This window comes from Thalassospira australica, assembly GCF_044790785.1.
Classification (GTDB): domain Bacteria; phylum Pseudomonadota; class Alphaproteobacteria; order Rhodospirillales; family Thalassospiraceae; genus Thalassospira; species Thalassospira australica_A.
On sequence record NZ_CP085258.1, the window covers coordinates 2,058,458 to 2,081,830 of the forward strand.

Consider the following 23,373-nt stretch of genomic DNA (forward strand, 5'->3'; position numbering starts at 1 on the left):
CAAGGCCCGGTTCTATTCGATTACCGATTACGATCTTTACGGCAGTCTGGCCGAAAAATACTGGAAGGGTCAGGTTTATCCAAACCTGCATTTGCCTGAACTTGCTACCATGTTCCCCATTTTGTTCGTTTCTGTGGATGGAAAACTTCAGGTGCATGCAAATTATCAGACCATCCTGTACCGGAATATGCAGTTCGATTTTACGCTGGCAGAAAAATTCCTGACCAAGGGAAAATTCCATGATCGGGTCTTGCTCGAGCCATATGTCAATCGACTGGTGTCAGAGTTTGGTGCCCTTGAAACACCGGCATCAAAGGATGACTTGAAAAGGCACTTTGACATGGCACGCCAAAGTGAATTGCGTCTGGATGGCTATCGGTGTCAATTGCTGCTTGATCAGGCACAGGCAATTTGAAATTGTTGCAACTTCAAACATCTGATTTGTTCATTCGAACATCCGCGCAGGATCGAAATCCAGGAATAGAAATTTGGTCGGACCGATCTTTGGCAACCCTGACATGGGTAAGAACTATATTGTGCAGGACTGTGTCTATGCCGTCATTCTGAATGGTGACGGCGAGGTTGCCGTTGCACGCACACCAAAAGGAATTGTGCTGATCGGGGGCGGGGTAGAGCGTGGGGAAAGTGAACGTGATGCACTGCATCGCGAAGCTTACGAAGAATCCGGTTACAGGATCGATATCCGCAACAGGGTTGGCATTGCATCCCAGTATGTGAATAATTTTGCCAAGGGGCGGTTTCGGCTCAAACGTGGTGTATTCTTCCTGTGCGAGTTCACGGAACGTTTGGGGCCACCGCTTGAACCCGATCATGAACTAATTTGGCTGGCCTATGATGATGCCCGTCAACAACTGATCCGGCCATTCCATCGTTGGGCACTTGAAGTCGGCTATGTGTCCGAAAAGGGATCCTCCTAGCCACAGCATTTTTTGTGTTTTTTACCTGAACCACAAGGGCAGGGGGCATTGCTGCCAACATTTGCGAAATTGCCCTTCCCGGTGCGGGGATCCGCTTCGGGAAATTCACCGTCTATATAAAGCCAGCGTCCGTTGCGACGCTCAAACCGGGATATTTCATGCAGGACGTGTTCGCGGCCATTATCACGAAACCGGGCGACAAATTCGACCGTTCCGGTCTGATCGAAAATGCCACCTTTATTGGTTGCGATGATTTCCAGCTCCAACCATTCACAGCAATCCGCACGAACCTGATCGGCATCAAAGCCGGATGATTTTTCGGAGGCCAGAGTCGACAGCAGGTAATCCGCATCTCGATATACGAATGCACAATAGCGTGAACGCATCAATTGCTCCGCCGTCGCGGCCTTTCGGGTTCCAGCCAACAATGGCGCGCAGCAGATGCCAAAGTTTTTGCCACTCCCGCAGGGGCAAAGGGTCAAGGCTTTGGGGTTGGGCATTTATTATCCATAGCTGTCCGTTGGTCATATAATTAATTGTCGATTTATCCGGGTGATCATACGGATACGATGCCGTTTTTATAACAGTCCGTATGCAGGAACACACCAGGCTTGTTTGCTTGAATCTAATGCCCTGCAAGACTGCATAAAACAAAGCGGTTTGCCTTTTTTTTGCCGCATATCGATCCTAGCGTGAGATTGTCAGCATTGATAATGTCCGACTGGGTTTATCGGGTAATTTATGTAAAATGCTGATATTGAAAGTTAAATATAGCTGAAATCCAGTCAGGTTTATCTTGACGAAATTAGTCGGGTTTAGATATATTAACTTTTGCGGGTGGGGGCCCAATGGCACCGCCGGATAATGTTCCGGCCTAATGGCGGACATGTAATTGTCGATTTGCTTCGAGGAAGGAAGAGACACGATGAATATGACTTATCTCTGCGTCTGCTGTCCTCTCCCATAGGGGCTATGGGATGAAATTGCGACCGGACGGAATTTTTCCAAATAAAGTTGCCGGTCGTCCACGTGATTAAGTTCACAACTGACAGTGTTTGCGCGTCATCTGAAATCTGCTTGAATTCGTAGGAAGAAATATCAGGCGTCGATGCGTAAACCTCTCTGGAGGACATGATATGAGCACCATTAAATTACCTGCTGTTCCGCAGGATGACGGCTTCTCTGGCTACCTGAGACAAGTCTGGAAATTCCCGATGCTCAGTGTAGACGAGGAATATATGCTTGCACGCCGCTATCATGAGCATGATGACACCGATGCAGCCCACAAGCTGGTCACAAGTCACTTGCGTCTTGTCGCGAAAATCGCCTTCGGATATCGGGGCTATGGCCTACCGATGGCTGATCTGGTGGCAGAAGGCAATACCGGCCTAATGCGGGCAGTTCAGAAATTCGACCCGGAGCGCGGTTTCCGACTTTCGACATACGCGATGTGGTGGATTAAGGCGGCTGTGACCGAATATATCCTGCACAGCTGGTCGATGGTCAAACTTGGCACCATGGCAGCACAGAAAAAGCTGTTCTTCAGCCTGCGTAAAGCCAAAAAACAGCTTAACATCTATGACAATGGCGAACTGTCACCCGAACAGGCAGATGCTGTTGCCGAAAAACTTGGTGTTACCGGTAAAGAAGCGCTGGAAATGAACCGTCGCCTTGCGGCACGTGATTTCTCGCTGAATACACCGATGCCGAAAGACGAAGGTATGGAGTATCTCGATACTCTGTCGTCTGATGCACCAAGCCCGGAAAGTATCGTTGCAGATGCCGAGGAACGTGTTTTACATAACGACATGCTGAAAAGCGCGATGGGTGAGTTGCCGGAGCGCGAGCGTGAGATTATCGAAGCCCGTTTCCTGAGTGATGATCCGATTACGCTAGAAAAACTTGGCGAACGCTTTGGCGTAAGTCGTGAACGTGTCCGTCAGCTTGAGGCGCGCGCGTTCAAGAAAATTCAGGAATCTGTTCTGACGCAGCATGCTGCGGCGTGATCAGAATTCGACTGATTGATCAAAAGGCGGCATCACCAGATGTCGCCTTTTTTCGTTGAACGATATTCATATGGTTTGAGTGAAATTAACGACGCAAGGTGCGTGACCTGATGATCATATCGCGGGTTTTATCCCAAAGCCTGTAATCGTCAAGCCGGACTAACGATACCCACCTGGCATCGTCGGCATCGCCACCTGCGTGCAGGTCACTTTCCAACGCCTCGGCGACAAAATCGATCAGGGTATAGTGATATTGAACCTGACCGTTGCTGTCAGGTGTTATCAAATCGACCGTGTCGATCAGCATCGGTTCGGATATGGTAATTCCGGATTCTTCAAAAACCTCCCGGCGGACGGCTTCACGCAACGTTTCACCAAGCTCCTGCGCGCCGCCAGGCAAGCTCCAGCTACCTTTGTTCGGGGACTTTCCCCGCCGTATAAGCAAAACATCATCGCCGTTCCAGACAACAGCGCCAACTCCGATTATCGGGCGAGCAAGGTAATCGCGCTTGTCAGTATCAGGCATCATCGTCTTCTATATCATCATCCGGATCGGGAAGGTTACGGGCCATCTGGCCGGTCATTTCGCGCGCCCGAATAGTCGGACGGCCCAGAAACTGGTCTTCGGATTCAGGGCGTAGCGACATCACGAAATCGGCAGCAGGTGCATCGCCCAGCGCAAATTGCCGGGCGGTTTCGTAATCAGGGGCCGTGACCTTGGCAGTACGGATACCGACAGAGGCGTCATCATCGTATATGTATTCAACGATCCAGACCTGCAAAACATCTCCTTTGCGATGTCGGTTTGGCGCCGCCCTGTTTGTTTGGTTGCACCACAAACTTGAATGCTGCTATCAATCTACTAACGAGGGATTTTCCCAATCAAATAATCGCAGCATTGCCATATTTGTACTGACAAATGATGAATGCAAACATGTATTGCAGGCAGAGCCGTGCAATACAACGTATCCTCACAGGTGATCAATGACCGCCAATCGTGACGACCAAAATGATATGGACAGTGACAGTTCGGGTCATACCTTGCCAACTCCGGGGCTCTTTGCCCGTGTGCGTGCCTATTTTCTGACCGGTGTTCTTGTCAGTGCACCGCTTGTCATTACATTCGGCCTGGCATGGTGGTTTATCGAGTTTGTCGACAGCAAGGTAATGCCGCTAATTCCGGGACATTACAATCCGGTCTATTACCTGCCCGAAGGTTATCAGGAATACGGTATCCCGGGATTTGGTTTGTTGGTGATCCTGATTTTCATTACGGTTGTCGGTTGGTTCACCACCAACTTTGCCGGTCGGGCTCTGATCAAGCTTTATGAACGCATTCTTGCCCGTATTCCGGCGGTTCGCAGCATTTATGGTGCGGTAAAGCAGATTCTTGAAACGGTTCTGGCAAATCAGTCGAATGCGTTTCGTCAGGCTGTTTTGCTGGAATATCCACGTCGCGGCATGTGGGCGATCGGTTTCATCACCGGGGAAACCAAGGGTGAGGTGCAGAACCTGACCGAAGATACCGTGATCAATATCTTCTTGCCGACAACACCGAACCCGACATCGGGGTTCCTTCTGTTTGTGCCGCGCAAGGATATTGTCATTCTTGATATGACGGTCGAGGAAGCCATCAAGATGGTGATGTCAGGCGGGATTGTGACACCACCTGATCGTCGTTCAGCCGAAGCCAAAGCCGAGCCACGTGTTGCCGCCAAGACCTATGAAGATATTGATGTCTTGCGTGAAAAGGAAAACGCACCGGTACTGGTTTCCAAACATCCCGGGCCGGGACACAAAAACGCCGATGACAAAAGCCGCGAAGACGCCTAGCGCTGTTTGAGGTCGATCAAAAGAGAAGGGCGCTGCAACCATGCAAGCGCCCTTGTTTTTTAACCTGACCGGAAATAACGGACGGCTTCGTCGCGCTCAAACAGATACAGTAATAATCGCAAGGCTTCGCCGCGCGGCTTTTGAAGGTCCGGATCCAGTTCGACAATCAGTCGCGCGTCGTCGCGGGCAATCGCCAGCAGATCACCGTGCATTTCAAGGCTGGCAAGACGATATGCTTGCAGACCGCTTTGTCGGGTGCCCAGAACTTCGCCGGCACCGCGCAGACGAAGGTCCTCTTCGGCAATCACAAAGCCGTCTTCAGTCTCGCGCATGATTTTAAGTCGCGCCTTGGAAATTTCACCCAATGGCGAACCATATAGCAGCAGACAGGTTGATGCGGCATCTCCACGGCCGATACGCCCACGAAGCTGATGAAGTTGTGCCAAGCCGAACCGTTCGGCGTGTTCGATAACCATGATTGTCGCATCGGGGACGTTGACACCAACTTCGATGACGGTCGTGGCGACAAGAATGGACAGGTCACCATGGGTAAAGCGTTCCATGACGGCGTCCTTGTCTTTAGCTTTCATTTTGCCATGAACAAGCCCTACACGGCTTTCGCCAAACAATTTGACCAGAATGCGGTATCGTTCTTCGGCTGCCTGTAAATCGAGAATTTCGGAATCCTCGACCAAGGGACAAACCCAATAAATCTTGGTTCCGGTGCGCATGGCACGCCCGATACCCGATATGACGTCCTCAACCTTATCTGCAGGTAAAACACGCGTATCAACCGGTTTTCGTCCCGGCGGTTTTTCATCCAGTCGCGAGACTTCCATGTCTCCAAATGCTGTAAGGGTAAGGGTTCTCGGGATCGGCGTTGCCGTCATGACAAGAACATCGACAGCCTGACCTTTGCCAGCCAGCATCAAGCGTTGGTGGACACCGAAACGATGTTGTTCGTCGACAACGGCGAAGGCTAGATCACGGAACTGCACATCTTCCTGAAACAGCGCGTGGGTGCCAACCGCAATCTGAAATTCGCCGTTGGCAAAACCTTCCAGCGCGTTTTTGCGACTTTTTCCCTTATCACGCCCCGTCAGGATCGCGCAGGTCACACCGATCTTTTCAAGAAGTGGTGCGATGGTTTCAAAATGTTGGCGGGCAAGGATTTCTGTCGGTGCCATTAATGCGGCCTGACGACCGGTTTCGATTGCGTTCAACATGGCCATCAAGGCGACCACGGTTTTGCCGGATCCGACATCGCCTTGAAGCAGGCGCAGCATACGGCCGTTGCCCCCCATATCTTCGTAAATGTCTTTTAGGGCGCGTTGCTGTGCACCGGTCATGGCGAAGGGCAACTCGGCCTCAAGCGCCTTGCGCAGATGACCATCACCCTTTGTAGCCCGGCCGCCGAGTTTGCGCATCTTGGCCCGAATGAGGGCAAGTGCAAGCTGGTTTGCCAGCAATTCGTCATAGGCAAGTCGTTTGCGCGCTGGATGATCGGGCGAGAGATCCCCGTCGTTTTCAGGATTGTGAACCTGATGGAGGGCGGATTTCAGGTCCAGCCATTTGTGTCGAGCCTGCAAGGCAGGATCATGCCATTCCGGCAGTTCTGGCACCATTGCAAGTGCAGCTCGGGTTGATTTGGTCAGTGTTTTACCTGTAACACCGGCAGACATCGGGTACACAGGCTCCACGGTTTGAATTTCATCACGCTCTGCCTCGGTACCAATTCGGTCAGGATGGGTGATCTGGTATTCACCGCGATAATGATCAATTTTGCCCGAGACGATACGCTTTTCACCAACCGGCAGAACTTCGTTCAGATATTTGGCTCTGGCATTGAAAAACGCCAAAACCAGAGGGCCACTTTGAGTTTTGCAAATGACCCGATACGGGCGACGCCGGTTTGGCGAGGCATCATGGCGTTCGATCCAGACATCCAGCGTAACAATCGATCCATCAATTGTTTCTGTAAGAGGCGGAGAAAAACGTCGATCAATCAGCCCGGATGGCAGATGCCACAGCAAATCGACCACATGTTCGCCACCGATCAACCGCGCAAGCAAAGGCTTCAGGCGCGGACCAATGCCGGGCAGGCTGTCGATTTCAGCAAAAAGCGGGAACAATATTTCCGGGCGCATGACGGTTTTCGTTGTGTTTTCGGATAAGAACGTTAATAGAACAAATCGGTTTAGGTGCTGGGTATACAACAAAATTATCGTGCGACAACCGACAAGTCACGAGCCAATGCAAATTGGATGGATGACAGCATGGACCAATTGGCGAATTTACCGTACAAACCATGCCACAAAAGACAAACTGTGCCTTTGGTTTTATGCCGATGCACAGTGATCAGAAAAGACAGGAGATCGAACGTGAGTATCGACAGCAAAGAACTTGAAGTACGACGCAAGAAGTTGCTGTTTCGCGGCGGCCATCGCGGTACCAAGGAAAACGATATCCTGATCGGTCGTTTCATGGAGGCGCACCTTGCCACCCTGTCAGAAGAACAGCTCGAACGTTTTGAAATCCTGATGAATGATGTCCCCGATGCCGATTTCTTTAAGTGGGCAACGGGCAAAGAGCAGGCACCGGAGGAATATGATACCGACGTGCTGCACATGATTCAGGAACTGAGCAACGCCAGATAAAACATTGAAGAAATTAAAAGAAATCATTTCAACAAAAGGTCGCAAGCGGCTGTGCGGTGTTCCCGAGGGTGCCGACGCTTTATTGTTGCGCGAATTGCTGGATGCATCGGCAAACAACGCCACAATCCTGCATATCGTGCGCGATGACAAACGCATGGCCCAGCTTGCCGAGGCACTTGCTTTCTTTGCGGGCGAGGTCGAAGTCTTGACCCTGCCTGCATGGGATTGCTTGCCTTATGACCGGGTTTCACCGATTGCCGAAGTTACGGCACGCAGGGTTGAAACATTGACGACACTGGCTGAGGATATCAAACCGGCCAGCGGACAGGGACGTATTGTTCTGGCAACAGCAGCGGCGATCATGCAGCGCGTTCCACGGGTAGATGTTATGCGCGGTGGCAAACTGACCTTTAAATCAGGACAGGAGCATTCGCGCGCCGATCTGACCGGCTATTTTGATCGTATGGGCTATAACCGTGCCGAACAGGTTATGGAGCCCGGTGATTACGCGGTTCGTGGTGATATTGTTGATATATTTGCGCCGGGCATGAAAGAGCCTGTGCGACTTGACTTCTTTGGGGACGAGATCGAGAGCATTCGCCGGTTTGACGTTGAAACCCAGCGTACTGTCGGTCGGATCAACGAAATTGCCCTTCTGCCCGTTGGCGAAGTGTTCCTTGATCAGGAAAGCATTTCCCGGTTCCGTAGCGGATATCGCGAACTTTTTGGCGTCGTATCGCAAACCGATCCACTTTATGAATCGATCAGTAACGGCTTGAAATACGGTGGTATGGAGCATTGGCTACCGTTGTTCCACGACGGTATGGACACTGTATTTGCCTATCTTCCAAGTGTAATGGTCAGCCTTGATCATCAATATGGCGAGGTCATCGAAAACCGCCTTGAGATGATTGACGATTATTATCAGGCGCGTCTGAATATCAAGGGTGGCGGACTTTCGGGTGACAATGTTTACAAACCTGTTCCGCCCGAACGGCTTTATCTGGATCAAGCCGAATTTGACCGGATGCTGAATGATCGCACGGTTCTGGAACTTTCCCCCTATTACGAGGAAGAAAGTGCAGAGCGTGCCGTTTTTGACATGGGTGCACGACCGGGGCGTGATTTTGGCGATGTGCGGGCACGAGCCGATACCAACCTTTATGACGAATTACGTGATTTCATTACCGCCCAGCGCGGGAAAAACCAGCAGGTTGTGATTGCCGCTTATTCCGATGGATCTCGTGACCGCATGGTTTCGGTTCTGCGTGAACATGGTGTTGCCAAGGTCGTAACCGCGGAATGCTGGGAAGACATCACCGATGATCTGACACCGGAACAGCTTGCCGTTGTTATTTTGGATATCGAGCACGGTTTCCGCCGCGAAGGCCTTTGGATTCTTTCCGAGCAAGATATTCTGGGCGACCGCATGAGCCGCCCGGGTGGGCGTCGTCGCAAGGCAGAAAACTTCCTGCGGGAGGCCTCGGAAATTTCCGAAGGCGACCTTGTCGTCCATCTTGATCACGGGATTGGTCGTTATCTTGGTCTGCGAACCGTCACGGCGGGTGGTGCGCCACATGACTGCCTGGAACTGGAATATGATGGCGGGGACAAGCTTTTTGTTCCGGTGGAGAATATCGAAGTTCTGTCGCGCTATGGCTCGGACGAGGGGCTGTCGATCCTTGATAAACTTGGCGGCGTTGCCTGGCAGGCGCGCAAGGCCAAATTGCGCGAACGCATTCGCGATATGGCCGGAAAGCTGATAAAGGTTGCCGCCGAACGCCATCTGCGCAAAGGGGCGGCCCTGACCGCCCCGGAAGGCAGTTATGACGAGTTCTGCGCAAGCTTTCCGTTTGCCGAAACCGAAGATCAGGCGCGTGCCATTCGCGATACGCTTGACGATCTGGCTGCCGGTAAACCGATGGATCGTCTTGTGTGCGGCGATGTCGGGTTTGGCAAAACAGAGGTTGCGCTACGTGCAGCCTTTGCTGCTGTTATGTCGGGCAAACAGGTTGCGATTGTCGCCCCGACCACATTGTTATGCCGTCAGCATTACCTGACCTTCAAGCAGCGGTTTGACGGGCTCCCGGTCCGGGTTGAGCAACTATCGCGTCTGGTAACAGGCAAGAACGCCAAACTGGTCAAAGACAACCTTGAAAGCGGGCATGTCGACATTGTGTGTGGTACGCACGCGCTTTTGGGGAATGGTGTAAAGTTCAAAGACCTTGGGCTTCTGATCATCGATGAAGAGCAGCATTTTGGCGTAAAGCACAAGGAACGCCTGAAAGAGCTCAAAACCGATGTTCATGTGCTGACATTAACGGCAACGCCGATACCGCGGACATTGCAACTTGCGCTAACCGGGGTAAAGGAACTTTCAATTATTGCGACACCGCCGGTCGACCGTCTTGCAGTTCGGACCTATATCACGCCATATGATCCGGTTGTCGTGCGCGAAGCAATCTTGCGCGAACGTCACCGTGGGGGGCAAATCTTCTATGTCTGCCCGCGGGTCAATGAACTTGGGCGGGTTGCCAAGGAACTTGAAACACTGGTGCCTGAAATCAAGTTCGACACTGCTCATGGCCAGATGGGGGCACGTGATCTTGAACAGGTGATGACTGATTTTACAGATCGCAAGTTCGATTTATTGCTGGCGACCAATATTATTGAGTCTGGCATCGACGTTCCGAACGCCAATACCATGATCATCCATCGCGCCGATATGTTTGGTTTGGCACAACTTTATCAGTTGCGCGGGCGTATCGGTCGATCAAAACAGCGCGCTTATGCCTATCTGACCTTGCCGAATGGCAAGAAACTGACAGCAACGGCGCTGAAGCGTCTTGAGGTGATGCAGACGCTTGACAGTCTTGGTGCCGGTTTCAACCTTGCCAGCCATGACCTTGATATACGCGGGGCAGGGAACCTGCTTGGCGAGGAACAATCCGGTCATATCAAGGAAGTCGGGATCGAACTTTATCAGCAGATGATCGAAGAAGCCGTGGCCGAGGCCAAGGGCGAAATCGAGGCAGATGATGCGGCATCCTTCGTTCCGCAGATCAATGTCGGAATGCCGGTGCTGATACCGGATCGTTATGTGCCCGATCTTGGCGTGCGGCTTGGCCTGTATCGTCGTATTTCGGAACTGCGTTCCCGTGAGGAAGTCGATCAGTTTGCCGCCGAGATGATCGACCGGTTTGGCAAGCTGCCAAAAGAGGTCGAAAACCTTTTGGATGTGGTTACGATCAAACAATGGTGCCGTACATCCAATGTTGAAAAACTTGATGCCGGCCCCAAAGGTGCGCTTATCACGCTTCGGAATAATGAATTTCCTAACCCGGCCGGTCTGGTTGGTTTTATCCAGCAACAGGTTGGCGTGGCCCGTTTGCGCCCGGACCACAAGATCGTCTATGCTGCGGGGTGGGATGGTCCGACAGATCGATTGGAAGGTTTAAAGCGCCTGATGCGTCGCTTGGCCGACATTGCTGCAAAAGCATAACGAAAAAGGCAGGTATCCGTTCAGGACCTGCCTTTTTTATTCCCTGACGGGATACATGTCAGACAGGTGTTTCTTCCTGACGTGCCAAACGGATCATGCGTTGCAGAATATCGGGTTCCTGTGCGCCCGAAAGCGCATGTCGGCCATTAAACAGGAAACAAGGCACACCGGTTACCCCCATTTGATGGGCAACACGGTTTTCCTGCGATACGAACTCGCGATCCATGTCACCCCCAAGGTAATCGAGGATTTCGTTTCTGTCCTCGCCATGAGTGACAGCGATCTCAACCAGCACATCAATATCACCAATGTCGCGACCATAAAGGAAGTAAGCCGTAAACAGATCCTCAACCAGATCATTCCCGACAGCGGGGCGTTCGGCGCAGACTTTGTAGATCAGGCGATGGGAATCTGTTGAATCAGGTGTCAGGCGAATGGCATCGAAATTGAAATCGATCCCGACAGCAGCACCAGCAGCCTCGATCGCCTTGTAAACACGGGCTGCACTTTCAGTACCGCCAAATTTGGCAGACAGGTATAATTTCCGGTCGATTCCGCCAGTTGGCATATCGGGGTTCAACAAGAATGGACGCCAAGTAATTGGCATGTGGTCCAGTTTTTCCCGGACAAGCGCCTTTTCCAAGCGTTTTTTGCCGATATAGCACCACGGACACACCGTATCGATGATCGCCTCGATACGGACTGGCATCATCGGTGTTTCGTTATGTGCGGGTTGCCAGTTCATGTTTCATCCATTCAGAAACGATGTGCCCGCCGCAAGCGGTGCGATACCAAGGTGATCGGCAATCGTTTGGCCAATATCGGCGAAACTGTCACGCAAACCAATCGGCCCGGGTTGAATGGCTGGACCGAATGCCATGATCGGCACGAATTCACGCGTGTGATCATTACCGCGCCATGTCGGGTCGCAACCGTGATCCGCGGTAATGATCACAAGGTCGCGCGGTTTTAAAACCGCGCGCAGCTCAGGGATGCGGGCATCAAACTCCTCAAGCGCGTTTGCATAGCCTGACACATCACGACGATGACCGAATTCCATATCGAAATCGACCAGATTGGTGAAAACGATGCTGTTATCAGGTGCCTGATCAATTTCAGTCATCATGGCATCAAAAAGGGCCATATTTCCCGATGCCTTTACCTTTTTTGAAATGCCACGCTGTGCATAGATATCGGCAATTTTACCCACCGAGATAACCGTGCCGCCAGCCTCGCTAAATTTGTCGAGCAGGGTTGGTTTATGTGGCGGAATAGCAATATCGCGGCGGTTTGCCGTGCGCTTGAAATCAGCCGGACTGCTGCCGACAAAGGGCCGGGCAATGACGCGACCAATATTATACGGCTCAACCAGTTTAAAGGCGATCTCGCAAACCTCGTACAACCGATCCAGACCGAAATGTTCTTCGTGGGCGGCAATCTGAAACACGCTGTCGGCCGAGGTATAGCAAATCGGCATGCCGGTTTTGATGTGCTCTTCACCCAGTTCGGCAATGATCGTTGTGCCGGATGCGTGACAGTTACCAAGGATACCCGACAATTTCGCCTGTTTGATCAGGGCATCAGTCAATTCCTTGGGGAAGGTGGGAACTTCAAGCGGGAAATACCCCCAATCAAAATCAACGGGTACGCCCGCGATTTCCCAATGGCCACTTGGTGTATCCTTGCCGCGCGACAATTCCTTGGCATGTCCATAGGCACCGATGATGGCGCCACCATGCTCAAGCCCCGGCGGTACACAACCGGTTGCATCTCTAGCGGCTTCACCAAGACCGAGTGCCGTCATGTTCGGAATATTCAAGGGGCCTTTACGGATATCATTGTCAGCCAGCCCTTTGGCGCAGTTTTCTGCAATATGGCCCAAGGTGTCCGATCCCTGATCACCAAACTTGGCCGCATCCGGCGCTGCGCCGATACCGAAACTGTCTGCAACAATGATGATGGCGCGGGCCATTCCGTCTTCCTTCAGCTGTGTCTGCCATTTGGGTTGATTGGCAGATAGTCATAATTCTCAGTAGTTGCCAGTCGTCTTGGGTGCTGATGACTGATCAATACCACAAGTTTCCAACAAGGCTGTCAGGACGCCGCTGGCGCCAAACCGGAACGTGTCAGGTTCCGCCCAGCCTTCACCCATGATCTCGTCAGCAATGGCAAGAAAGAGTGCTGCGTCATCGGTCGTTTTGACACCGCCTGATGCCTTGAAACCACAGGCAAGGCCATCTTCCTCGCGGGCGTCGCGAATGGCAGTGATCATTGCCACCGCAGCCTCCGGCGTCGCGCCGACCGGAACCTTTCCGGTCGATGTTTTGACGAAATTCGCACCATGTTTGATGGCAAGGCGGGCGGCCTCATAGACCTTTGACAGGTCGTCAAACTCGCCACTTTCAAGGATGACCTTCATCGTCGTCATAGGGCCACAAGCCGTCCGGGTTGCTTCAATAACATCAATGACAGTCTGAATATCCCCGGCCAGAAAAGCCTTGTAAGGTAAAACCAGATCAACTTCGTCCGTACCCTTGGCAACAGCATCAGCGGTTTCATCGCCCACACGCTGGGCATTGGTGCCTCCAGCCGGGAAATTGACCACAGTTGCGGTTTTGACACCGCTTTGTCCCAATGCACGCCACGCAGTTTCGACAAAAGGTGCGTATACACAAACGGCGGCTGTATTCCCTGCCGGGCTTTGTGCGCGATCACACAGTGCTTCGATCTTTTCGACCGTGTCGTCGTCATTCAGGCTGGTCAGATCAAGAACGGAAATGGCCAGACGTGCGGTATCCGCATCGCTTTTTGCCGCAGCTTTGGCCGCGGCAATGACTTCTGAAACAGAATTCGGGTCGAACATGTCGGTATCCTTAAAACGCGCAGGACGCGAAGTATAGAGATCGGCAGGAATTATACCGAACTCTTGCTATCGCGTCCTGTAAAGAAGGTCAACGGGCGGTCAACAGAAGTCCTTCACGCCCTGGTAGAACGTCTGCCCCGGCCACCGAGCACAGCAAACCACCCGGCACCACAAGGCGCCCACCAACGCGGGCATACATGAAGCCATCCGTGCGGCTGGAAAACGGTGTTTTGTCACCTGTTTCGCAATCAAGAACATAGCCCAGTTCCTGACCTGCCTTTACGTGTACTCCGGCATCAACGGAAAATACGATCATACCGCCATGTGTTGCCGTCACACGGTCAACACCTGCAAGCGGTGAGGCCGTGCATTTTGCCGGGGGCAGAGGGCCGGGATCACCTGCGATAACGCCGCGACGTTGCAGGAATGCAAACAGGTTCTTTGCATCCTGACAAGCAAGGTGATCATAAACGTCCTGTTCACCACGCAGTTCTATCGTGGTCGAAAGCGTTGCCATCGGGATCGGAAACTTGTCGCCATAAACGCGACGCAATTCGACCCAAGGGCGGCTGAAAGCTTCGTCGAACGGGTTGGCACCGCTTTCTTCGGCGATCAGGCAGGCTTCGGCACCAATCTGTGCTGACAGATCCGCTGCATCCGGCCAGCTGGAATCGCTGGTGTAAAGGTGCATGGCAGCTTCCCAATCGCAATGCAGATCAAGAACATAATCGGCATCAATAGCCAGTTCAGCCAGTGTCAGACGCAGATCCTGAAGGTCAGTCAGTGGTCCGGCATTGATGCGATGCTCTTTGATCAGGCGGCGCAATTCTGTGCGAATGACCTCTACATTGGTTTCCGCATTCCGCGCAAGTTTTCCATCGACGGCTGTGATCAGTTCCTGGCACAGGTCCGGATAATGCCGGTTAAAGTTCTGCCCCGTGCGCATTTCAAAACGCCCAAGCGGTTTCATATCGACATACTGGGTAAGACCAATTGGATTGGCAAAGGGCACAATAACGATTTCACCCTTGATCTCGCCATTGTCTTCGGCAGCTTGCAAAAGCTTTTCCAGATGATGCAGGGCGATGACACCGGGCAGTTCGTCGGCATGAAGGGCCGCCTGCAGGTAGGCTTTGGGGCCCTTTCCGGGGTTACCGTAACGGCGAACTGTCAGGGCACGGGCAGTACCCATTTGGGGGCGAAGCAGTTCAATGCGTTCCTGTTGCATGATATTCCTGTGGGAGAGGGTGACGGCGTAATAAGTGTCTCGGGCAAACCATGCGCCAGTTACCCGACAGGAGGGGCTCGACGTCCTGAATGGAAGATGGTTGGCGACTGGACCGTTCGGTGGCTTAAAAGAAAATCAAACGTGACCACCAGCTTTTGCGACACCGGTTTTCGCTTCCTTCCGGTGTTCGCTCCGACGCAGATATTTTTCAATCCCCTTGAAACCGAATGTCAGAACATAAACGATGATCAGGTAAATCACGCCTGCCGAGATAAAGGCTTCATAAGGCAAGGCTGTACGCGCAACGATTTTGCGGGCTGCCCCCGTCAGTTCCATCATGGTGACTGTCGACGCCAGTGATGTGGCCTTTAGGGTAAAGATCACATCGTTGGTATATGCAGGCCAGATGATTTGCCACATGCGCGGGAAGATCACCCGTCGATAGGTGGTAAAGGGTGTCATGCCGCAGGCGCGTGCAGCTTCAATCTCGCCATTCGGGACATTCTGGATGCCACCACGCATGATTTCAGCCATATAGGCGGCTGTGTTCAGAACAAAGGTCAGCAAACAATACCAGTATGGGTCGCGCAAATAGGTCCAGGACCAGTGATCCTGAATACCATCAATGCTCGCGATCAGTTGTCCGCAGCCATAATACATCATGAATAGTTGCGCGATCAGCGGTGTACCGCGAAATACATAGATGAAAGCAAAGGGTATGACCTGAACCCAGACTAGTTTCGAAACTCGTGCCACCGCAAGCGGGATCGCAATCAGAGTACCAAAAACAACCGATACCGCCAGCAGCTGCAAGGTTAGAAGGAACCCCTGCCAAAGCCAGGTGTCGTATTTGGTAAGGACGTATATCAGATCTTCAAACATTGATTACGCCCTCGCAATGCCGCGGGAAGCCCGCTTTTCAAGCCGGTTGAAGACGAACAGCGAGACTGTCGTAAAGGCCAGAAACATCGCCATTGCAACCAGATAGAAGGTAAAAGGCGCTTTTTCCGTCCCGGCACCAACCGCAGCCTTGCGCAAGATTTCCTCGACACCAACGACGGAAATCAGGGCTGTATCCTTGATCAGAACCTGAAACAGATTATTCAGGCCGGGTAGGGCGAACCGCCAGAGTTGCGGTAATTTTATACGAAGAAAAATTTGTGTCGGTGTCATGCCACATGCCGTCGCGGCTTCGATCTGACCAATGGGAATCGACTGCATGGCTGCCCGGAAAACTTCGGATGCAAATGCTCCCTGAACCAGAGCAAGGGCGGCAACACCCGACCAAAATGCCGGGATGTCAACACGAACAGCTTCGCCACCAATAAGTTCTGCAAAGTTCTGAACGGCAATTGTGCCGCCAAAATAGATCAACAAAATAACGAGAAGCTCGGGAATACCGCGAATAATAACGGTATAACTTTCCCCGATCACCCTCAGGGTTCTGTAACGTGACAATTTTGCCGACGCACCCAGCAAACCCAGAATAATCATGAATGGCAAAACGGTCAGGCAAAGTTGAACTGTGACCAGTCCCCCTTCAAGCATTTGCCAACCGCGGCCGTATAAATCAAACATGGTATCTCCTGCAAACCTTCATGCCACGTCCGTATCGGGCAATAAGGGAAGGGCGGCACACTGATGCCGCCCTAAACTGCTTTCCGATCAATTCGGGTGCAGGTTGATTTCTTCGAAGTATTTTTTGTTGATTTCCTGATACGAACCATTGGCGAGCATTTCCGCCAGTGCCTTGTTCAGTATCTCTTTCAGGTCCTGATCTTCTTTGCGGATACCGATGCCGGCACCTTCACCAAAGAATTCAACCGGTGCAAAGGTATCGGAAACGAACGTGTAACCTTTGCCTTCGTCAGATTTGACCCATTCGACGAGAACGCCCGAATCTGCGAGTGTTGCATCAATACGACCAGCCGTCAGGTCAAGCAACGCGTTGTCCTGCGTGTCATACATGCGAATTTCCGCATTCGGAAAATTATCTTCAAGGAAGGCAGAGTGCGTGGTCGACCGCTGAACACCAATCACAAGGTCGTCAAGAGCGTCTTCGACAACGGCCTCATCTTTCCATGCCGTAATCGACATGCCTTCCTTGCCAACAAACACAGCCGGTGTGGTGCTGTAATAGTTAGTGAAATCGATCGAACGTTTGCGCTCTTCGGTGATCGACATCTGGGCTATGATTGCATCATATTTTTTTGCCAGCAGCCCAGGAATGATCCCATCCCAATCCTGAGCAACGATCTCGCATTCGATACCAGCGGTTTCGCAAAGTTTTACAGCGAAATCGACATCAAATCCCTGCAGGTTGCCGTCCTTGTCGACATAGTTGAACGGGGGATATGCACCTTCGGTTGCGATGACGACTTTCTCCCAGGCTGCACTTGCTGCCGATGCACTCAGTGCGACACCTACGGCTGCGGCGGTTGCAACCTTGATCCAGTTTTTCATTCATAGTCTCCCTTGTTGTTGAGAACAGGTCGTATCGACACTGTTCTTGTCGGTCGGTTCTTTCTTGGAACCAGCCCTTCCAGATCAGAAATCACGCTGAAGGAATTGCTTCATGCGTTCTGATTTTGGATTTTCGAATACCTCTTTCGGGTTTCCAAACTCTTCGACCAGCCCCTGATGGAGGAACATGACGTGGCTTGATACCCCTTTGGCGAAGCTCATCTCGTGGGTTACGACCAGCATGGTGCGGCCTTCTTCGGCAAGATCGGTCATAACGCGCAGAACTTCCCCTACAAGTTCAGGGTCAAGGGCGGATGTCGGTTCATCAAACAGTAGAACTTCCGGTTCGATTGCCAAGGCACGGGCAATCGCAGCACGTTGCTGCTGCCCGCCGGAAATGTGGCCGGGATAATAGTCACGGCGTTCATACATACCCACTTTGTGAAGCAGCGCATCGGCCCGTTCGATGGCTTCTTTTTTCGGAATGCCAAGAACATGCACCGGTGCTTCGATCACATTTTCCAGAATGGTCAGGTGGCTCCAAAGATTGAAGCTTTGAAAGACCATGGCCAACTTGGTGCGAATGCGTTGGAGCTGTTTTTTGTCGGCCGGTTCCTGACTTCCATCTTTTAGTGCGCGCATTCTTATCAATTCTCCATGCACATGCACGGCACCGGCATTCGGTGTTTCAAGAAGGTTGATGCAACGCAAAAAGGTACTTTTGCCAGAACCGGACGATCCGATGATTGAAATCACGTCTCCGGTATTCGCAGTCAGATCAATACCTTTGAGGACTTCATGCTCCCCAAAGCTTTTGAACATCCCTTCGACCTTTAAGGCGGGTATGTTTGTGCTCATATCGAGATTACAGAGTCCCCTGTTTAAAGTTCTTGTTGTTTTGGACTGTCCGATCCGCATCAGACCGATGCTTCACCCCTTTGGACGATCCGAATCACATTCTTCCCCTGAATAATTGCCTGTCCGGGCACCGTAATTCTACTGATTTTTTGCAGTTATATGAAGAAAACGGTTGTCTCCGCATTATATTTGGACGGGGCTTGGAAAGCTTGGCAAATATACTGCTGCGCTAAGTGTTTTTACGCAATAAAAAATCCTGATACCCCAGAAAGCAACGAATCATTCAGCAATTTGCTGAATGATTCTGCACTTTTCGAGGCTACCCGGAACATCGAGCATTTATGTGGCAGATAAAAACCGAATTAATTGTCGCGAACAGTTTTCAGGAACCCAATCACTTCCTGACGCAGTTTTCCGGCAAGGGCCTGCATTTCATTTGACGATTGTAAAAGAGCCCGTGCCTCGTCACTGACCATGGTCGATGCATCAGAAACAGCCGATACATTGCGGGAAACATCCTGTGTACCGGATGCGGCACGTTGAACGCTGTCGGCTATTTCTTGTGTCGCAGCCCCCTGTTGCTCGACAGCAGCAGCGATCGCGTTGCAGAATTCGTTAATCCGCCCGATTGTTGTGGTAATGTCCCTGATCTCGGTTACAGAGCGGGCAGAAGAAGATTGAATGCCGTCGACTTGGGTTTGGATATCACCGGTAGCCTTGTCTGTCTGATTGGCAAGTGACTTGACTTCTCCTGCGACAACGGCAAATCCTTTGCCCGCATCGCCGGCTCTCGCGGCCTCGATGGTAGCGTTCAGGGCCAGCAGGTTAGTCTGGCCTGCAATATCCTGGATCAGGCCGACCACCTTACCGATCCGTTCTGCTGCATCGGCAAGTTCCGTGACTGTCTGACTGGTGTTGTTAACCCCATCCACAGCCATGCCTGCAACCTGGATTGACTGGGTAACCTGTGCGCCAATCTCGCGAATTGCTGCCGAAAGTTCTTCGGTTGCAGCCGCTACGGTTTGCACGCTTTCAGTCGTTTGTGCAGCAGCCTCGGATACCGCAGCAGCACGTGCATTGGATTCTTCGGCGCTGGCGGTAAGTTGCTTCGCAACATGCTGGGTTTGTTCCGACGCATGGGCAACCGTTTCAACAATTGAAAGAACATTTTGCTCAAAGCTGTCAGCCATCTGATTCAGAGCACGTCTGCGCTCTTTCGCCACTTGCTTTGCCGATTCCTCGTTTTCTCGGGCGAGGCGCTCCATCTCTACCGCGTTGTTCTTGAACACCAGCACTGCTGCTGCCATCGAACCGATTTCATCCTTGAGCTCGCTCCCCGGAACCTCCACCTGACGGTCTCCGCTCGCAAGGCGCGTCATTGCATCTGTCATGCTCAGAACCGGGCCAGAAACCCATTGACGCACCAAAATCCCCATCAAACTCATAATGGCAAGAACCGCGATGATGGCTGTGATGATTGCTGTCTGACGGAAATTACCAAGCGAGGCATAGGCAATATCACGATCAATGGCAAAACCGAGATACCAGTTTACTGCAGGCAGGCCTTCGACCTTGAAAAAGGTGAATATCAGGTCACCGTTGCCATTAAGGATATCATCCATCCCGACGCGAACGGTCGGTGTGCTCTCGGGAAAGGCTTCTGCCATCGGTTGCAGTGTAAAGTTCGCATCTGGATGGATCAGAACGGTACCCTGCTCATTAACCAGAAAACCATAGCCGATGCCGCCAAGATCGACACTGCGTACAAGTTCACCCAAAGTGGTGATGTCAATATCGCCACCAACAACACCAAGAATTTTACCCGCATCGGACACCGGTGCAGTTGCCGTTACGATCAGTTTGCCGGTTGATGCATCGGTATATGGTTCGGTAAGAGTGCTGCCGCCCGTAGCAACCGCATCCGAATACCACGGCCGTTTGCGCGGGTCATAGTCGTCGGGCAATTCATCTGACGGGAACATCAGCATTTCGCCCGATGCGCTGCCGAAATATGAGAACATGAATGTATTGGCAAGGGCAGGGCGACTGACCAGCCCCTTCACGCTGTCGCTATCATTGTTTTGGGCAATATTTTGACCAAGGCTTTCAACCAGTAGCTTGCGACCGTCGAGCCAGTTGGCAATCCCCGCAGTCGCCAGCGATCCGGTTTCGGCCAGTTTTGATTGTAGTGATTCCTGAATTGCAGTTCGTTGCTGGAAATCGAAATACAGGATGAATGCAACGAATGTCGTCACAACAATCAACGCCGCAGCCAGTAGAATACGGCTGCCAATGTTCAGCGACATCAGGTTTTCTCCGGTGATACTATGATCCCTGACTTTATCAGTTTGGTATCATGTAATCCGGTTACAAGTGGCCGTAAGCATCTGATGAAATGGGAAAATACGTGTATTGACCACGGCTCATGCAGCCTGTGATTGAACGCCGTCAAATGATTGCGAGCGCATACAAATATTGCGGATGTCGCGACTATTCAAACACTGATTATAAAAGGGAAAATGGCGGAGAGACAGGGATTCGAACCCTGGGTACCCGTAAAGGCACGCCGGTTTTCAAGACCGGTGCATTCAACCACTCTGCCATCTCTCCGCATTGTGGTGGCGTTTATCGCCGTGCGCGCCCTCAATAAATTGCCATCGAGAAGCTGTCAATATGTCAGTTTCCTCTCGGCCAAAATTCTGCTGCCAACAGATATAAAAGCCCGATGGAGAGTAGACATTTAACAAGTCTTAACGTGTCAGGCGGTATCAGCAATATGTGCAGGCCCTAAGGGGGGCGGCCAAAGTGAATGGTTTCAGCAAACAAGCAGCCCTGAAACTTCAAGTCAAATCGGGACGAGGCGAGCAAAATGAAATTTCGGACCATCGGAACTGTAGCGTCAATTATCGGCATGCTGGTAACCGTTTCACCGGCTGCGGCCCAGACCAACACCGATGACTTGCCTGCGTTCACGACAGACGGCTTCGATACGTGGCTGGTTGATTTCAAAGAAGATGCGGCGTCGCAAGGCATTTCCCAGAAGACACTGGATATTGCTTTTGCCAATACGCAACCAATCCCGAAAGTGATTGAGTATGATCGCAGCCAGCCGGAATTTAAACTGACCTTCGAGCAATACCTCCAGCGCGTAGTGCCACAATCCCGTATTGACGAGGGGCGACGCAAATATGTGGAAAACCGTGCGATTATTGATGCCGCAGCAAAAGAATACGGTGTCCCGGGCCATTACCTGACTGCATTCTGGGGTATTGAAACCGGTTTTGGGCGTCATACCGGCGGATATTCCGTAATTGATTCGCTTGCAACCCTTGCATTTGAAGGGCGTCGCGCGGAATATTTCCGGACCGAGCTGATCAATGCACTTAAAATCATCGATGCTGGCCACATTGCTGCTGACAATATGGAAGGGTCGTGGGCCGGGGCCATGGGGCAGGCGCAATTTATGCCTTCCACCTTCCTGAACTATGCCCGTGACGGGAACAACGACGGAAAGATCGATCTTTGGGGGGCCAAGGAAGACGTATTTGCATCCGCTGCAAACTATCTTTCAACGGTCGGCTGGAAAACTGATGAACGCTGGGGACGCAAAGTCAGTATTCCCGACGATCTGGATAAATCAGTTACCGGACGCGAAATTCGCAAGCCGATTAGTGAGTGGCAGAAACTTGGTGTTCGCATGCCTGACGGTTCCAGCCTTCCGGCAGCCGACATGGATGCTTCAATTGTCATTGTAAATGACGGTGCCGGACCAGCTTATATGGTTTATAACAATTTCCACACCATCATGCATTGGAACCGGTCGACCTATTTCGCAATTGCTGTTGGTACACTTGCCGATGCGATTGCTGGTCGTTAACTGATTTGCCTGATCAAATGCGGATAAATATCTGGACGAGGACAACTGAATGCCGAGAAACGCGCGCAAGGCGCTGATGCAGGGCTGGAACAAAGGGCGTTGGGCTGCTGGTGCACTTGCCATTACCGTTTTATTGGCCGGTTGTGCTGAAACGCAGCTTGCGGTCCATGGGGTCAAACGTATTGGCGGTGCGCAGCAGCAACCTGTACAAATTGGTTCCTATAAAGTGGGGAACCCATACGAGATTGCGGGGCAGTGGTATTACCCGGCGGCCGACTATGAGTACAAGGAAACCGGGATTGCTTCCTGGTATGGTCCCAAATTTCATGGCAAGAAAACCGCGAACGGCGAGATATTTGATCAGTACGAAGTATCCGCTGCGCATCGTACGCTTCCGATGCCAAGTGTGGTGCGCGTAACCAATCTGGAAAATGGTCGTTCCCTGAAGGTTCGGATTAACGATCGCGGACCATTTGCGCATAGCCGTATCATTGATATGTCGCGGCGTGCCGCCCAGTTGCTTGGGTTCGAGCAAAAAGGAACAGCCAAGGTTCTGGTTGAAGTCATCGAAGATGAAAGCCGTCAGATGGCAGCCATCGCCCAGGGCAAGGCCGCACCAGCCGTAACCGTTGCCGAACAGCAAACCGTTTCCGCAGCACCGCGGGATACGGTCGAAACCGTTCGTCTGGATAATGACGGGCCGATCACCGACAGTGGAGAGCCCACAAAATCAACCATCAAAAGGACACCGCCAACTGAAGCTGGCGCCTCAACACAGGCTGTAACGCAGTCCCCCCTTGATGGCACAGTCGAAGAAACTGCGGTTGTTCAGATGGAACCGGTTTCACCTTCTTCTATCTATGTGCAGGCCGGCGCATTTTCGGTTTACGACAATGCACTTAACCTTCGGAACCGGCTATATGACATGGCCCCAAGCAAGATAGAACCGGTTGATGTTAAAGGGACAACCTTTTATCGCGTTCGGCTTGGACCGTTGAACACCGTTCCCGAAGCGGACATTCTGCTCGAACGGGTGATTGCGACCGGCCAGAATGGTGCGAAAGTCGTTGTAGAGTGTGCTGACGGAGCTTTGCAAAACAGCGTTTCCGGTTGCTAAGATTTGTATCCGGTTCTGATAATTCGGAATT

Annotated in this window: 21 protein-coding genes and 1 tRNA gene; 8 read left to right on the top strand and 14 right to left on the bottom strand. The window is 51.9% G+C overall.

Features of this window, described 5'->3' with window-relative positions:
* Positions 1–151 precede the first annotated feature (151 nt).
* Both LG297_RS09860 and LG297_RS09865 read left to right on the top strand, forming a co-directional pair.
* Positions 152–415, top strand: coding sequence for a hypothetical protein (locus LG297_RS09860; RefSeq protein ID WP_404426736.1), 264 nt, complete (start codon positions 152–154; stop codon positions 413–415).
* A gap of 103 nt (positions 416–518) precedes the next feature.
* Positions 519–938, top strand: a complete 420-nt coding sequence (locus LG297_RS09865; RefSeq protein ID WP_404426737.1) for an NUDIX domain-containing protein — start codon at positions 519–521, stop codon at positions 936–938.
* Here the strand turns inward: LG297_RS09865 and LG297_RS09870 are convergent.
* Positions 935–1,438: a YchJ family protein gene (locus tag LG297_RS09870; RefSeq protein WP_404426738.1), complete on the bottom strand. Its 504-nt coding sequence runs from the start codon at positions 1,436–1,438 to the stop codon at positions 935–937. The genes LG297_RS09865 and LG297_RS09870 overlap by 4 nt on opposite strands.
* 636 nt (positions 1,439–2,074) lie before the next feature.
* Here LG297_RS09870 and rpoH point away from each other — a divergent pair.
* Positions 2,075–2,944 (top strand): RNA polymerase sigma factor RpoH, encoded by an 870-nt coding sequence (gene rpoH / locus LG297_RS09875; RefSeq protein WP_037992565.1) that lies wholly within the window; start codon positions 2,075–2,077, stop codon positions 2,942–2,944.
* Positions 2,945–3,029: 85 nt separating this feature from the next.
* Here the strand turns inward: rpoH and LG297_RS09880 are convergent, their stop codons facing one another.
* Both LG297_RS09880 and LG297_RS09885 read right to left on the bottom strand, forming a co-directional pair.
* A complete protein-coding gene (locus LG297_RS09880; protein ID WP_404426739.1) occupies positions 3,030–3,470 on the bottom strand; it encodes an NUDIX hydrolase in 441 nt (146 codons plus the stop codon).
* Positions 3,463–3,726 (bottom strand): hypothetical protein, encoded by a 264-nt coding sequence (locus tag LG297_RS09885; RefSeq protein ID WP_404426740.1) that lies wholly within the window; start codon positions 3,724–3,726, stop codon positions 3,463–3,465. The genes LG297_RS09880 and LG297_RS09885 overlap by 8 nt, the downstream gene beginning before the upstream one ends.
* 202 nt (positions 3,727–3,928) lie before the next feature.
* Between LG297_RS09885 and LG297_RS09890 the strand changes: the two genes are divergently transcribed.
* Positions 3,929–4,777, top strand: a complete 849-nt coding sequence (locus LG297_RS09890; protein WP_404426741.1) for a DUF502 domain-containing protein — start codon at positions 3,929–3,931, stop codon at positions 4,775–4,777.
* A gap of 59 nt (positions 4,778–4,836) precedes the next feature.
* On the opposite strand, the gene recG is transcribed toward LG297_RS09890, so the two are convergent.
* The gene (recG, locus tag LG297_RS09895) at positions 4,837–6,924 is read right to left on the bottom strand and encodes an ATP-dependent DNA helicase RecG (protein WP_404426742.1); all 2,088 of its coding nucleotides are present in this window, start codon (positions 6,922–6,924) and stop codon (positions 4,837–4,839) included.
* A 234-nt stretch (positions 6,925–7,158) separates the two neighbouring features.
* Between recG and LG297_RS09900 the strand changes: the two genes are divergently transcribed.
* Complete coding sequence (locus tag LG297_RS09900; protein ID WP_007089584.1) at positions 7,159–7,434, top strand: succinate dehydrogenase assembly factor 2; 276 nt, start codon at positions 7,159–7,161, stop codon at positions 7,432–7,434.
* A 4-nt stretch (positions 7,435–7,438) separates the two neighbouring features.
* Positions 7,439–10,936, top strand: a complete 3,498-nt coding sequence (mfd, locus tag LG297_RS09905; RefSeq protein WP_404426743.1) for a transcription-repair coupling factor — start codon at positions 7,439–7,441, stop codon at positions 10,934–10,936.
* A 58-nt stretch (positions 10,937–10,994) separates the two neighbouring features.
* Here mfd and LG297_RS09910 read toward each other — a convergent pair whose 3' ends face one another.
* The 10 genes from LG297_RS09910 to LG297_RS09955 form a co-directional block, all read right to left on the bottom strand.
* The gene (locus LG297_RS09910) at positions 10,995–11,681 is read right to left on the bottom strand and encodes a DsbA family oxidoreductase (RefSeq protein WP_404426744.1); all 687 of its coding nucleotides are present in this window, start codon (positions 11,679–11,681) and stop codon (positions 10,995–10,997) included.
* A gap of 3 nt (positions 11,682–11,684) precedes the next feature.
* Positions 11,685–12,908 carry a phosphopentomutase gene (locus tag LG297_RS09915; protein ID WP_404426745.1) on the bottom strand — a complete coding sequence of 408 codons (1,224 nt, stop codon included), beginning with the start codon at positions 12,906–12,908 and terminating at the stop codon, positions 11,685–11,687.
* Positions 12,909–12,965: 57 nt separating this feature from the next.
* Complete coding sequence (gene deoC, locus LG297_RS09920) at positions 12,966–13,799, bottom strand: deoxyribose-phosphate aldolase (RefSeq protein ID WP_404426746.1); 834 nt, start codon at positions 13,797–13,799, stop codon at positions 12,966–12,968.
* An 88-nt stretch (positions 13,800–13,887) separates the two neighbouring features.
* Positions 13,888–15,027: a succinylglutamate desuccinylase/aspartoacylase family protein gene (locus LG297_RS09925; RefSeq protein ID WP_404426747.1), complete on the bottom strand. Its 1,140-nt coding sequence runs from the start codon at positions 15,025–15,027 to the stop codon at positions 13,888–13,890.
* 135 nt (positions 15,028–15,162) lie between these two features.
* Complete coding sequence (locus LG297_RS09930) at positions 15,163–15,909, bottom strand: ABC transporter permease (RefSeq protein ID WP_404426748.1); 747 nt, start codon at positions 15,907–15,909, stop codon at positions 15,163–15,165.
* Positions 15,910–15,912: 3 nt separating this feature from the next.
* Positions 15,913–16,605: an ABC transporter permease gene (locus LG297_RS09935; protein ID WP_404426749.1), complete on the bottom strand. Its 693-nt coding sequence runs from the start codon at positions 16,603–16,605 to the stop codon at positions 15,913–15,915.
* An 87-nt stretch (positions 16,606–16,692) separates the two neighbouring features.
* Complete coding sequence (locus LG297_RS09940; protein WP_404426750.1) at positions 16,693–17,490, bottom strand: transporter substrate-binding domain-containing protein; 798 nt, start codon at positions 17,488–17,490, stop codon at positions 16,693–16,695.
* A gap of 84 nt (positions 17,491–17,574) precedes the next feature.
* Positions 17,575–18,312, bottom strand: a complete 738-nt coding sequence (locus LG297_RS09945) for an ABC transporter ATP-binding protein (RefSeq protein ID WP_404426751.1) — start codon at positions 18,310–18,312, stop codon at positions 17,575–17,577.
* Between the two features lie 398 nt (positions 18,313–18,710).
* The gene (locus tag LG297_RS09950) at positions 18,711–20,654 is read right to left on the bottom strand and encodes a methyl-accepting chemotaxis protein (protein WP_404426752.1); all 1,944 of its coding nucleotides are present in this window, start codon (positions 20,652–20,654) and stop codon (positions 18,711–18,713) included.
* Between the two features lie 214 nt (positions 20,655–20,868).
* Positions 20,869–20,958 (bottom strand) — tRNA-Ser (locus tag LG297_RS09955).
* A 259-nt stretch (positions 20,959–21,217) separates the two neighbouring features.
* Here LG297_RS09955 and LG297_RS09960 point away from each other — a divergent pair.
* Positions 21,218–22,225, top strand: coding sequence for a lytic transglycosylase domain-containing protein (locus LG297_RS09960; protein ID WP_404426753.1), 1,008 nt, complete (start codon positions 21,218–21,220; stop codon positions 22,223–22,225).
* A gap of 49 nt (positions 22,226–22,274) precedes the next feature.
* On the top strand, positions 22,275–23,342 hold the full coding sequence (locus LG297_RS09965) for a septal ring lytic transglycosylase RlpA family protein (protein WP_404426754.1): 1,068 nt from the start codon (positions 22,275–22,277) through the stop codon (positions 23,340–23,342).
* The last annotated feature ends 31 nt before the right edge of the window (positions 23,343–23,373 follow it).